Origin of the sequence: Duganella lactea (assembly GCF_009857505.1) — a bacterium.
GTDB lineage: Bacteria > Pseudomonadota > Gammaproteobacteria > Burkholderiales > Burkholderiaceae_D > Rugamonas > Rugamonas lactea.
Genome location: NZ_WWCP01000013.1, coordinates 92,473 through 105,532, shown reverse-complemented (window position 1 = coordinate 105,532; position 13,060 = coordinate 92,473). Strand labels below are relative to the sequence as shown.

Genomic DNA, 13,060 nt, shown 5'->3' with positions numbered 1-13,060 from the left:
AGGCCTGCATAACATGACCAATACCACTCACTTCGGTTATAAAACCGTCGCGGAAGATGACAAAGTCCGCGAAGTTGCCAAGGTTTTCCATTCTGTCGCCGCCAAGTACGACATCATGAACGACGTCATGTCGGCTGGCCTGCACCGCGTGTGGAAGATCTTCACCATCGCCAACGCGGCCGTGCGGCCGGGCTTCAAGTGCCTGGACATCGCCGGCGGCACCGGTGACCTGGCCAAGGCCTTCGCCAAGCAGGCCGGCCCGACCGGTGAGGTGTGGCTGACCGACATCAACGAATCGATGTTGCGGGTGGGCCGTGATCGCCTCTTGAATCGCGGCCTGATCACCCCCACTTTGCTGTGTGACGCGGAAAAATTGCCATTCCCCGACAACTACTTCGACCGCGTCAGCGTCGCCTTCGGTCTGCGTAACATGACGCACAAGGACCAGGCGTTGAAAGAAATGCAGCGCGTGCTGAAACCCGGCGGCAAGCTGCTGGTGCTGGAATTTTCCAAAGTCGCCGCCGCGCTGCAAAAACCTTACGATCTGTATTCCTTCAAGGTGTTGCCTTGGATGGGCGAGAAAATCGCCAACGATGCGGAGAGCTACCGTTACCTGGCCGAATCGATCCGCATGCATCCGGACCAGGAAACGCTGAAGACCATGCTGGAAGAGGCCGGCCTGGAACGGGTGACGTATTACAACCTGACGGCAGGTGTGGCCGCTTTGCACACCGGTATCAAAATGTAATCACGGAAGAGAGAGAGAACAATGAATCTGAAAAAAATTCTGGTTGGCGCACTGATCGCCACCATGGCCGTTTCGACCCTGGTCGAAGCGCGCCCGGCCGGCGGCGGCAAATCGTTCGGCCGCCAGTCGCAGAACGTCAACCGCATGCCGGCACAGCCAGCACCGCAGCAGGCGCCGCGTCAGGCGCAGCCTGCGCCGGCGCCGAATACGCCGCCGGTCGCCGCGCCGAAGCCTAGCCCATGGAAGGGCATCCTGGGCGGCGCGCTGCTGGGCCTCGGCCTCGGCGCGCTGTTCTCGCACTTTGGCCTGGGCGGCGCGCTGGGTAGCGCCATCGGTTCGATGCTGATGATCGCGCTGCTGGTCGGCGTGGTGTACTTCATCATTCGCCTGATCCGCAGCAAGTCGCAGCCGGCGCAGCAACGCGCCGCCGCCTTCGCCGGCAATGGCAATGGTAATGGCAACCAGAACGTGTACTCGATGCCGCCACAGCAGCCGCAGTCCAGCGGTACGGCCACCCCGGACATCGGTTCGCGCCTGCAGCCGGAGGCCGCCGCCGTGCCGGTACAGCAAACGTACACCCAGTGGGGCGTGCCGGCCGACTTCGATCAGGCCAGCTTCCTGCGCGTTGCCAAGAGCAACTTCATCCGCCTCCAAGCGGCTTGGGATAAAGGCGATGTGGCCGATATCCGTGAGTTCACCACGCCGGAAGTGTTCGCCGAGATGCGGATGCAGCTGAGCGAGCGTACCGTGGCCGACTACACCGACGTGGTCAGCATCGAGGCCGAACTGCTGGGCATCGAAACCACCGACACCGAGTACCTGGCCAGCGTCAAGTTCACCGGCATGATCAAGCCGGCGCCGGACGCCCTGGCCGAGCCGTACCACGAGGTGTGGAACCTGGTGAAACCGGTCAACGGTTCGAGCGGCTGGCTGCTCGGCGGCATACAACAGTTGGCATAAGCAAACCGGCTTAATCCGGTAAAACTGGTAAGATCAAGGCCGCCCGTTCTCGGGCGGTTTTGTTTTTCTACGGCTCGAACATGATTTCATTTAATCCAGGCAGTTTTTCCGCGGCACCGGCCAGCGCCGCCATCAACCATTTGCTGGCGCAGGAGACGTGGGCGCGCCAGGCGTTGCAGCGTCACGCCGGCAAGATCGCCGTGATCGACGCCGGCGCCGTCGCGCTGCGTCTGCGCGTGACCGCCGACGGTTATGTGGAACCGGCGCCGGCCGAGGAGGCCGCCCGCGTCACCATCCGTGTCAAGCTGTCCGACCTGCCGCTGATCGCGCAAAACCGCGAGCGTGCCTTCTCCTACGTGCAAATCGAGGGCGACGCCGAGTTCGCCAACGCCATCTCCAGCCTGAGCCAGTCGCTGCGCTGGGAAGCCGAACATGACCTGGAAAAGGTCATCGGCCCGATCGCCGCCGTGCGCGCCGTCGCCGGTGCCAAGGCCGCGCTGGAAGCGGTGCGGGGCGGCCAGCAGAAGCTGGCCGAAAACGTCGCCGAATTCCTGCTCGACGAAAAACAGCTGCTGGTGCGTCCGCACACGGTGGACGCCTGGTCGGCCGATGTGACGCGCCTGCGCGATGACGTCGAGCGCGCCGCCAAGCGCCTGGCCAAGCTGGAACAAAAACTGTCGCCCACACTGGAACCTCGCCCATGATGTTGAAATTCTTGCGCCTGCTGAAAATTCTGCGGGTATCGGTGCGCTATGGTCTGGATGAAATCGCCATCTCCGGGCTGAAAAAGCCGCGCATCACCAAACTGATCGACACGGTGTTTTTCTGGCGCGACCTGTCGGCGCCGCGCGGCGTGCGCCTGCGCATGGCGCTGGAAGAGCTGGGACCGATCTTCGTCAAGTTCGGCCAGGTGCTGTCGACCCGCAGCGACCTGATTCCGCCCGACCTGCAAGTGGAGCTGGCGCGCCTGCAGGACCGCGTGCCGCCGTTTGATCCCGACCTGGCCATCGCGCAGATCCGCAAATCGCTGGGCGCGCATCCGGACCAGCTGTTCGCCACCTTTGAGCGCAATCCGGTGGCCTCGGCCTCGATCGCCCAGGTGCACTTCGCCACGCTCAAAGATGGCCGCCACGTGGCGGTCAAGGTGCTGCGCCCCGGCATGAAGAAGACCATCGACGACGACGTCGCGCTGATGCACGTGGCCGCCGAATGGATCAGCAATCTGTGGGCCGACAGCAAGCGCCTCAAGCCGCGCGAGGTGGTGGCCGAGTTCGACAAATACCTGCACGACGAGCTGGACCTGATGCGCGAAGCCGCCAACGCCAGCCAGCTGCGCCGCAATTTCGCCGATTCGCAACTGCTGCTGGTGCCGGAGATGTACTGGGATTACTGCTCGTCGAGCGTGATCGTCATGGAGCGCATGGTCGGCATCCCGGTGTCGCAGATCGACCGGCTGGAGGCGGCCGGCGTCGACCTGAAAAAGCTGTCCAGCGACGGCGTGGAAATCTTCTTCACGCAGGTGTTCCGCGACGGCTTCTTCCACGCCGACATGCACCCTGGGAACATCCTGGTGTCGATCGAGCCGGCCACCTTTGGCCGCTACATCGCGCTGGACTTCGGCATCGTCGGCACGCTGACCGACTTCGACAAGGATTACCTGTCACAGAACTTCCTGGCCTTCTTCCGCCGCGACTACAAGCGCGTGGCCGAGGCCCACATCGAATCGGGCTGGGCGCCGAAGGAAACCCGCGTGGACGAGCTGGAATCGGCGGTGCGCGCCTGCTGCGAGCCGATCTTCGACCGGCCGCTGAAAGACATCTCGTTCGGCCAGATCCTGTTGCGCCTGTTCCAGACCTCGCGCCGCTTCAACGTCGAAGTGCAGCCGCAACTGGTGCTGCTGCAAAAGACGCTGCTGAACATCGAAGGCCTGGGCCGCCAGCTCGATCCGGACCTGGATCTGTGGAAGACCGCCAAGCCCTACCTGGAAAACTGGATGGCCGACCAGGTCGGCATCAAGGGCTTCATGCAGCGCCTGAAGGCGGAGGCGCCGCGTTACGCCCACATCTTCCCGCAACTGCCGCGCCTGATGCATCAGGCGCTGGAGCGGCACGCCGAGAAGCCGAGCGACAATACCGAGCTGATGCGCGCATTGGTGCTGGAACAGCAGCGCACCAACCGCCTGCTGGGCGTGCTGATTTATACGGCGGCCGGCATCGCGCTGGGCTATGCCGCCTATGAGCTGTACCTGCGCTTCCACCACCTGATCTGACCATCGTGGCGGATTTCCTGCAGCGCGACCCGAGCTTGCCGGCGTTCTGGGATGAACGTTTCGAACGCCGCTTCACACCATGGGACCAAGGCGGCGTGCCGCCCGCGCTGCGCGCGTTCGCCGCCGGCCAGCCGCCGTTGGTGACGCTGATCCCCGGCTGCGGCTCGGCCTACGAGCTGGCTTTCCTGGCCGGGCAGGGCTGGGACGCCACCGCCATCGATTTTTCCCCTGCCGCCGTGGCGCAGGGCAGAGCGGTCGCCGGCGCGGCGCATGCGGCGCGCGTGGTCGAGGCCGATTTCTTCCAATGGCAGCCGGCGCGGCCGCTGCAACTGATCTACGAACGCGCCTTCCTGTGCGCCATGCCGCCGGCCCTGTGGCCGCGGGTGGCGGCGCGCTGGGCGCAACTGCTGGCGCCGGGCGCCTTGCTGGCCGGGTTCTTCTTCCTGGACGACGCGCCCAAGGGGCCGCCGTTCGGCATCACCCGCGCCCGGTTGCACGATCTGTTGGACGCGGATTTCGCCTGTATCGCCGACGCCGGGGTTAGTGATTCGCTGCCGGTGTTCGCCGGCAAGGAGCGCTGGATGGTGTGGCAGCGGCGCGTTTTGCCACGAAATCACCGCGCCGCGCAGCCTTAACCACAGGAAACAGTCAGACGCCCGGCAAAAGGCTTTATAATTCAGGGTTTTGATGATTTTTGCGGAGTAATAGATGCCGATCTACGCGTACCGCTGCGAGGCATGCGGTTTTGCCAAGGATGTCCTGCAGAAGATGTCCGATCCGCAGTTGACGGTTTGCCCGTCGTGCGGCAAGGAGTCGTTTAAGAAGCAAGTGACCGCCGCTGGTTTCCAGCTGAAGGGCTCGGGCTGGTATGTCACCGATTTCCGCGGCGGCACGCCGCCGGCCACCGGCACCTCGACCGGCCCGAAAGCGGACGCGGCCGCGCCGGCCGCCGCGCCGGCGTCGACGCCCTCGTCGTCGGGCGGCTCCAGCGACACCTGAAGGACCTCATCCACCAACAAGGATATCGATGCGTAAATATTTCATTACCGGCTTGCTGATACTCGTGCCCCTGGCGATCACCGCCTGGGTACTGAACCTGGTGATCAGCACCATGGACCAGTCCCTGCTGTTCGTGCCGGAACGCTGGCAGCCGCGTACCCTGATCGGCTTCGATATCCCCGGCCTGGGCACCTTGCTGACCATCCTCATCGTGTTTCTGACCGGCCTGCTGACCAACAACCTGGTCGGCAACTACGTGGTGCGCATGTGGGAAAAGCTGCTGACCCGCATCCCGATCGTCAGCTCGCTGTATTCGAGCGTCAAGCAGGTGTCGGACACGCTGTTCTCGTCGTCCGGCAACGCCTTCCGCAAGGCCGTGCTGATTCCGTATCCGCACCAGAACTCGTGGACCATCGCCTTCCTGACCGGCACGCCGGGCGGGGACGTGAAGAACCACCTGGTGGGCGACTACGTCAGCGTGTACGTGCCGACCACGCCGAATCCGACCTCGGGCTTTTTCCTGATGCTGGCCAAGCAGGACGTGGTGGAACTCGACATGACGGTCGACGCGGCCCTGAAGTACATCGTCTCGATGGGAGTGGTGGCGCCGGAAGACGCCGTGCCGAAAACCATCGTCCTGAACGACACCAAGATTAACTGAGTAACCTAACCTGAACCGAGAAATAAACATGTCCTCAATGCGTACTCACTACTGCGGCCTCACCACTGAAGCGCTGCTTGGCCAAACTGTCAGCCTGTGCGGCTGGGTACATCGTCGCCGCGACCACGGCGGCGTGATCTTCATCGACCTGCGCGACCGCGAGGGCCTGGTGCAGATCGTGTGCAATCCGGAACAGGCTGAAGTATTCAAGGCCGCCGAAGCCGTGCGTAACGAGTTCTGCCTGCGCGTCACCGGCGTGGTCAAGGACCGCCTGGCCGGCACCGTCAACGCCAACCTGAAATCGGGCAAGATCGAAGTGATCTGCTCGGAACTGGAAGTGCTGAATGCCTCCGTGGCCGTGCCGTTCCAGCTGGACGACGACAACCTGTCGGAAACCACCCGCCTGACCCACCGCGTGCTGGACCTGCGTCGTCCACAGATGCAGAACAACCTGCGCCTGCGCTACAAGGTGACGATGGAAGTGCGTAAATACCTGGACGAACTGGGCTTCATCGACATCGAAACCCCGATGCTGACCAAGTCGACCCCGGAAGGCGCGCGCGACTATCTGGTGCCGTCGCGTGTCAACGCCGGCAGCTTCTTCGCGCTGCCGCAATCGCCGCAGCTGTTCAAGCAGCTGCTGATGGTGGCCAACTTCGACCGCTACTACCAGATCACCAAGTGCTTCCGCGACGAAGACCTGCGCGCCGACCGTCAGCCGGAATTCACCCAGATCGACTGCGAAACCTCGTTCCTGACCGAACAGGAAATCCGCGATCTGTTCGAAGACATGATCCGCAAAACGTTCAAGAACACCATGGACGTCGACCTGCCTAACCCGTTCCCGGTGATGGACTTCGCCGAAGCGATGGGCAGCTACGGTTCGGACAAACCGGACATGCGCGTCAAGCTGAAGTTCACCGAACTGACCGACGTCGTCAAAAACGTCGAGTTCAAGATCTTCAACAGCGCCGCCAACATGCCTAACGGCCGCGTGGTTGGCCTGCTGGTACCGAAGGGTGGCTCGATGCCGCGTTCGGAAATCGACGCCTACACCCAGTTCGTCGCCATCTACGGCGCCAAGGGCCTGGCCTACATCAAGGTCAACGAGAAGGCCAAGGGCCGCGATGGCCTGCAATCGCCGATCGTCAAGACCATCGACGACGCCACGCTGGCCAAGATCCTGGAACTGACTGGCGCGCAAGATGGCGACCTGATCTTCTTCGGCGCCGACAAGGCCAAGGTGGTCAACGACGCCATCGGCGCGCTGCGCGTCAAGATCGGCCACTCGGAATTCGGCAAGGCCAACGGCCTGTTCGACGACGTCTGGTCGCCGCTGTGGGTGATCGACTTCCCGATGTTCGAATACGACGAAGAGGCGGATCGCTGGACCGCGACCCACCACCCGTTCACCGCGCCGAAGGATGGCCACGAAGACATGCTGGAAACCAATCCGGGCGCCTGCATCGCCAAGGCCTACGACATGGTGCTGAACGGCTGGGAACTGGGCGGCGGTTCAATCCGTATCCACCGCGAAGACGTGCAGTCGAAAGTGTTCCGCGCACTGAAGATCGACGCCGACGAAGCCCGCCTGAAGTTCGGCTTCCTGCTGGACGCGCTGCAATACGGCGCGCCACCGCACGGCGGCCTGGCATTCGGCCTGGACCGTATCGTCACGCTGATGACCAAGTCGGACTCGATCCGCGACGTCATCGCCTTCCCGAAAACCCAGCGCGCGCAGGATCTGCTGACCCACGCGCCGTCGGAAGTGGACGAGAAGCAGCTGAAAGAGCTGCACATCCGTCTGCGCGCCGTCGAGCCGAAAGTGGCCGGCTAAGCAGTCACATGGAAAAGGCGCCGCGGCGCCTTTTCTTTTATCGCGCCCATGAAGCCTTACAAGATACCCGAATCGGTGCTGGTGGTGATCCACACGGCCGACCTGCAGGTGCTGCTGATCGAGCGCGCCGACAAGCCCGGCTACTGGCAATCGGTGACCGGTTCGCTGGACGCGCCGGACGAGCCGCTGCTGGCCACCGCCACCCGCGAGCTATGCGAGGAAACCGGCATCGTCGCCGACGGCGAGCGGATCGTGCTGCGCGACTGGCGTCTCGCCAACGTCTACGAAATCTACCCGGTCTGGCGCCACCGCTACGCGCCCGGCGTCACGCAAAATACCGAGCACGTTTTCAGTGTCGAAGTCCCGCGCGACATCGCCATCACGCTGAGCCCGCGTGAACACCTGAACCACGTCTGGCTGCCCCACCTCGACGCCGCCGACAAATGCTTCTCCGCCTCCAACGCCGAAGCCATTCTCCAGCTGCCCCACCAGCTGCGCTAGCCTGATTCGTAGTTCATAGGCAGCTTGGGCTATGTGCGCAGGCGCACGTCGAGTTTGTTGTTGTGGGAGTAAAATACGTCGCATGAAGATCCGCGTTGCGACTTACAACATCCATAAGGGCGTTTCCAGCATTCGTGCGGAACCGCGTGTGCTGGCGCTGAAGCAGGCCATCGGCATGTTTGATGCCGATGTGGTTTTTTTGCAGGAAGTGCAGGGCAAGCATGATCTGAAGGCGGCCAAGTACGGCGCCGAGCATCTCGGCAACAAGCATTGGCCCGCTGCGGCGCAGCATGAGTACTTCGCCGGCGAGTCGCGCCACCTGCACGCCGCCTATGGCATGAACGCGATCTATGATCACGGCCATCACGGCAACGCGCTGCTCAGTGCTTTCCCGATCGCCAGCCAGGCCAACCGCGATGTCTCCGACCATGCCTACGAGCAGCGCGGCATCCTGCACTGCGTGCTGGACACGCCGCGCGGGCCGGTGCACTGTTATGTCGTGCATCTGGGCCTGTTTGAAAATGGCCGCCGGCGCCAGACGCAGGCGCTGATCAACGCCGTCAAGGAAACCGCGCCCCACGGTGAGCCGGTCGTTATCGCCGGCGACTTCAACGATTGGCGCAACACCCTCAGCGCCGAACTGTACAACGCGCTCGGCGTGGTCGAGGCGTTCGACGAGATCGAGGGCTCGAACACCGCGCTGGGCGAAATCATGCGCAAGCTGCGCCGCAAGGGCAGCATCATTCCGGCGCGCACGTTCCCGGCGGCGCTGCCGTTCTTCCGGCTGGACCGGATCTATGTCCGCGGCTTCACGGTGGACACGGCACAGGTCATGCATGGTAGTCTGTGGGCCAAGCTATCCGACCACGCTCCCATCGTCGCGTCGCTGACGCTGGCGTGAGCGCCCACTATGCGCCCAGTCAATTTCATCGCCGATAACGAAGTCACACTGCTCCACACCGGTACCGATTTTTTTCCGGCGCTGATCGGCGCCATCGATGCCGCGCAGTATGAGGTGTATTTCGAGACCTATATCTTCGCCGGCGACGAGACCGGCCAAAGCGTCACCGCCGCGCTGATCCGCGCCGCCCAGCGCGGCGTGCAGGTGCGCGTGATCACCGACTGGTGGGGCACGGGCCGCCGCCAGATCAACAGCATGCACGCGACGTTCGCCGCCGGCGGCGTCGAGCACCGCATCTTCAATCCGTGGTTCAAGCGCGGCGTCACGCGCACCCACCGCAAGATCTGCGTGGTCGACCGCAACGTCGCCTATGTCGGCGGCATCAACATCAACGATGACATGTTCTGCGATTACGATCACAGCAAGGCTCTGTCGTCGCCCCGCTGGGATTTCGCGGTGCAGGTGCGCGGCCCGCTGGTGGCCGAAATCCAGCTGGAGGCGGTGGCGCAGTGGCGTCGTCTCGGCAAGCTCAGCCTCATCAAGCGGATTGGCCTGTACCGCGACATGCGCAAGGTGGAAAAGATCGCCGCCGCCCACGCGGTGCAGGCTGGCTTCGTGGTGCGCGACAATCTGCGCAACCGCCATACCATTCAGCGCGCCTATCTGAAGGCGCTGGGCCAGGCGCGCAAGAGCGTGTTGCTGGCCAATCCGTATTTCGCCCCCAGCCGCAAGTTCCGCCGCGCGCTGACCTCGGCCGCCGAGCGCGGCGTCGAGGTGGTGCTGCTGATTGGCGTCGGCGAGATCTGGCTGCAGGACGCGGTGGCGCATTCTTTTTATCCAAAGCTGCTGGCGGCGGGCGTCAAGGTGGTGGAGTATCATAAGACGCAGCTGCATGCCAAGGTCGCCGTCATCGATGACGACTGGGCCACGGTCGGTTCCAGCAATGTGGACGGGCTGAGCCTGTTCCTGAATCAGGAGGCCAATGTGGTGATCAAGGACGCCGCCTTTGCGGACAGTTTGCGCCGGCACATCGAGGCGGCGGTTGCCGACGGCAAGCTGATCACCTATGATGACTTCGAGCATGTCGGCCATGTGCGCCGGATCGGCTACGGGATTGCGTTTGTGTTCTACAAGTTACTAATGCGGGTGTTCGCAGTGGGGAAATACGCGTGAGCGAAGGGGTACGACTGGATAAATGGCTGTGGGCGGCGCGCTTCTTCAAAACCCGTTCGCTGGCCACCGACGCCATCTCGCTGGGCCGGGTGATCGTCAACGGCGACCGCGCCAAGCCGGCGCGCAACGTCAAGCTCGGCGACGTGCTGGAGATCGACAACGGCGCCGATCAGTGGGAGGTCGATGTCATGGGCCTGTCCGATGTGCGCGGCCCGGCGCCGGTAGCGCGCAATCTGTACGAGGAAACCGAGGTCAGTGTCGCGCGCCGCGCCGCCGTGGCGGAAAACCGCCGTCTGTACCGCGAACCCGGCACCACCATCAAGGGCCGTCCGACCAAGCGCGACCGTCGCGAACTGGACAAACTCTGAGTTAGTTTCCCCTCCGCATTGCTGCGTCGCAGCAATAGAACGCCACCTCTAAAGGTACTGTTTGACATTCCCCCGCAAGTGGATAATAGTACGAGCGTTCGCAATTCTTTTCACACAGAGTAAATTTATCTGGAGCAGAATAATCCTTCTCCAAGATTTCAATAAAACTACTCTGGGATGCAATCTTATTAATACCTCAACTAAATTTATGCGCAAAGGCGAGTTAACCCGCGCGGCGATCCTGGACATGGCGCTGGATCTGGCCAGCCGTGATGGTCTGGAAGGTCTGACCATCGGATTGCTCGCGGATAAGATGAACATGAGCAAATCCGGCGTGTTCGCGCACTTCGGATCGCGTGAAGATTTGCAGTTGGAAGTGCTGAAGCTGTACCACCATCGTTTCGAGCAGGAAGTGTTCTTCCCCAGCGTGAAGGAGCCGCGCGGCATTCAGCGCCTGCAGGCGATGTTTGCGCGCTGGGTCAAGCGGGTCAGTGTGGAAGTGGCCTCGGGCTGCATCTACATCAGCGGCGCGGTGGAGTACGACGACCGTCCCGGCCCGATCCGCGAGGAGTTGATGGCCATGGTCGGCGCCTGGCAGGGCGCGCTGCTGCGCTGCGTGCAGCAGTGCGTCGACTGCGGCGACTTCAAGGCCAGCACCGATCCGCAGCAGCTGGTCTACGAGATGTACGGCCTGATCCTGGCCCTGCATCACGACGGCCGCTTCATGCGCATCCCCGGCAGCCAGGAGCGGGCCGAGCAGGGCTTTGAGCGCGTGCTTGAAACATATCGCAATGCAGTGAAGTTGAATTAATCAAATCAAACTACAGTAGTCATCAGGAGAAAACCATGGGTCAATACGTCGCGCCAATCCGGGATATGCAATTCGTTCTGCACGAGCTGCTGAAGGTGGAAGATGAACTGAAAACGCTGCCGAACTACTCGGAAATCGATGCCGACATCATCAACCAGGTGCTGGAAGAGGGCGGCAAGTTCACTGCCGAGGTGCTGTTCCCGCTGAACCACAGCGGCGACCGCGAAGGCTGTCACTACGATGGCGCGACCAAGACCGTGACCACGCCGAAGGGCTTCAAGGAAGCCTACAAGCAATACGTTGACGGCGGCTGGGCGGCGCTGGCCTGCGATCCGGAATACGGCGGCCAGGGCCTGCCGGTGGTGATGAACAACTCGTTCTACGAGATGCTGAACTCGGCCAACCAGGCCTGGACCATGTACCCGGGCCTGTCGCACGGCGCCTACGAGTGCCTGAAGGAACACGGCACCGACGACCAAAAGAAAACCTATCTGCCGAAACTGGTGTCGGGTGAATGGACCGGCACCATGTGCCTGACCGAACCGCACTGCGGCACCGACCTGGGCATGCTGCGCTCGAAAGCGCTGCCGCAGGCGGACGGCTCGTGGCTGATCACCGGCAACAAGATCTTCATCTCGGCCGGCGAGCACGATATGTCGGAAAACATCCTGCACCTGGTGCTGGCCCGCGTGCCGGACGCGCCGGAAGGCTCGAAAGGCATCTCGCTGTTCCTGGTGCCGAAGTTCCTGCCGAACGCTGACGGCGGCATTGGCGAACGCAACCCGATCACCTGCGGCGCCATCGAAGAAAAAATGGGCATCCACGGCAACTCGACCTGCCAGATGAATCTGGACGGCGCCAAGGGCTGGATCATCGGCCAGCCGAACAAAGGCCTGAACGCCATGTTCGTGTTCATGAACGCCGCCCGTCTGGGCGTCGGCATGCAGTCGCTGGGCCTGACCGAAGTGGCATACCAGAACGCCGTGACCTACGCCAAGGACCGTATCCAGATGCGCTCGCTGACCGGCCCGAAAAATCCGGAGAAGCCAGCCGACCCGATCATCGTGCACCCGGACGTGCGCCGCATGCTGCTGACCGGCCGCGCCTATGCCGAAGGCGCGCGCGCCTTCACCTCCTACGTGGCGCTGCAGATCGACCGCGAGCTGCACCACCCGGACGAAGACGTGCGTAAAGAAGCCGCCGACGAAGTCGCGCTACTGACCCCGATCGTCAAGGCCTTCATCACCGACAACGCCTGGATCGCCACCTCGGAAGCGATGCAGGTGTACGGCGGCCACGGCTACATCAGCGAGTGGGGCATGGAGCAATACGTGCGTGACGCGCGCATCAACCTGATCTACGAAGGCACCAACACCATCCAGGCGCTCGACCTGCTGGGCCGCAAGATCCTCGGCGACAACGGCGCCAAGCTGCGCAAGTTCGGTGAGAAAATCAAAGCGTTCGTCGAAGAAAACGGTCTGGACGAAAATCTGAGCGAATTCATCACCCCGCTGGGCGACCTGGGCGACAAAGTCACCAAGCTGACCATGGAAATCGGCATGAAGGCCTTCCAGAACGCCGACGAAGTGGGCGCCGCCGCCGTGCCTTACCTGCGCGTGGTCGGTCATCTGGTGTACAGCTACTTCTTCGCGCAAATGGCCAAGATCGCGCTGGAAAAACAGGATAGCAGCGACACCTTCTACAAAACCAAGCTGGCGACCGCGCGCTTCTACTTCGCCCGCCTGCAACCGGAAACCGCCACCCTGATCCGCCAGGCGCGTTCGGGCGCCGCCAACCTGATGGCCCTCGACGCCGACCTGTTCTAAGAGGAA

Annotated in this window: 14 protein-coding genes; all 14 read left to right on the top strand. The window is 62.8% G+C overall.

Going from position 1 to position 13,060, the window contains the following annotated elements; all coding sequences use genetic code 11:
• Positions 1-13 precede the first annotated feature (13 nt).
• The 14 genes from ubiE (at position 14) to GTP44_RS12775 (ending at position 13,054) form a co-directional block, all read left to right on the top strand.
• Positions 14-748, top strand: a complete 735-nt coding sequence (ubiE, locus tag GTP44_RS12840) for a bifunctional demethylmenaquinone methyltransferase/2-methoxy-6-polyprenyl-1,4-benzoquinol methylase UbiE (RefSeq protein WP_160991331.1) — start codon at positions 14-16, stop codon at positions 746-748.
• Between the two features lie 21 nt (positions 749-769).
• Positions 770-1,708 carry a Tim44 domain-containing protein gene (locus GTP44_RS12835; protein WP_161019746.1) on the top strand — a complete coding sequence of 313 codons (939 nt, stop codon included), beginning with the start codon at positions 770-772 and terminating at the stop codon, positions 1,706-1,708.
• A gap of 80 nt (positions 1,709-1,788) precedes the next feature.
• Entirely contained in the window at positions 1,789-2,412 is a 624-nt protein-coding gene (locus GTP44_RS12830) for a ubiquinone biosynthesis accessory factor UbiJ (RefSeq protein ID WP_161019745.1), read from the top strand.
• Entirely contained in the window at positions 2,409-3,977 is a 1,569-nt protein-coding gene (ubiB, locus tag GTP44_RS12825; protein ID WP_161019744.1) for a ubiquinone biosynthesis regulatory protein kinase UbiB, read from the top strand. The genes GTP44_RS12830 and ubiB overlap by 4 nt, the downstream gene beginning before the upstream one ends.
• Positions 3,978-3,982: 5 nt before the next feature.
• Entirely contained in the window at positions 3,983-4,612 is a 630-nt protein-coding gene (locus GTP44_RS12820) for a methyltransferase domain-containing protein (protein ID WP_161019743.1), read from the top strand.
• A 73-nt stretch (positions 4,613-4,685) separates the two neighbouring features.
• Entirely contained in the window at positions 4,686-4,976 is a 291-nt protein-coding gene (locus GTP44_RS12815; RefSeq protein ID WP_160991336.1) for an FmdB family zinc ribbon protein, read from the top strand.
• Between the two features lie 28 nt (positions 4,977-5,004).
• Complete coding sequence (locus GTP44_RS12810) at positions 5,005-5,637, top strand: DUF502 domain-containing protein (protein WP_160991337.1); 633 nt, start codon at positions 5,005-5,007, stop codon at positions 5,635-5,637.
• A gap of 37 nt (positions 5,638-5,674) precedes the next feature.
• Entirely contained in the window at positions 5,675-7,474 is a 1,800-nt protein-coding gene (aspS, locus tag GTP44_RS12805; RefSeq protein WP_202412850.1) for an aspartate--tRNA ligase, read from the top strand.
• Between the two features lie 48 nt (positions 7,475-7,522).
• Positions 7,523-7,975: a dihydroneopterin triphosphate diphosphatase gene (nudB, locus tag GTP44_RS12800; protein ID WP_161019742.1), complete on the top strand. Its 453-nt coding sequence runs from the start codon at positions 7,523-7,525 to the stop codon at positions 7,973-7,975.
• An 82-nt stretch (positions 7,976-8,057) separates the two neighbouring features.
• On the top strand, positions 8,058-8,876 hold the full coding sequence (locus GTP44_RS12795) for an endonuclease/exonuclease/phosphatase family protein (RefSeq protein WP_161019741.1): 819 nt from the start codon (positions 8,058-8,060) through the stop codon (positions 8,874-8,876).
• 9 nt (positions 8,877-8,885) lie between these two features.
• Positions 8,886-10,049 (top strand): cardiolipin synthase ClsB, encoded by a 1,164-nt coding sequence (gene clsB, locus GTP44_RS12790; protein WP_161019740.1) that lies wholly within the window; start codon positions 8,886-8,888, stop codon positions 10,047-10,049.
• Positions 10,046-10,417, top strand: coding sequence for an RNA-binding S4 domain-containing protein (locus GTP44_RS12785; protein WP_160991342.1), 372 nt, complete (start codon positions 10,046-10,048; stop codon positions 10,415-10,417). The genes clsB and GTP44_RS12785 overlap by 4 nt, the downstream gene beginning before the upstream one ends.
• Positions 10,418-10,625: 208 nt before the next feature.
• Positions 10,626-11,228 (top strand): TetR/AcrR family transcriptional regulator, encoded by a 603-nt coding sequence (locus GTP44_RS12780; protein WP_161019739.1) that lies wholly within the window; start codon positions 10,626-10,628, stop codon positions 11,226-11,228.
• 35 nt (positions 11,229-11,263) lie between these two features.
• Positions 11,264-13,054 carry an acyl-CoA dehydrogenase C-terminal domain-containing protein gene (locus GTP44_RS12775; RefSeq protein ID WP_161019738.1) on the top strand — a complete coding sequence of 597 codons (1,791 nt, stop codon included), beginning with the start codon at positions 11,264-11,266 and terminating at the stop codon, positions 13,052-13,054.
• Positions 13,055-13,060: the final 6 nt, after the last annotated feature.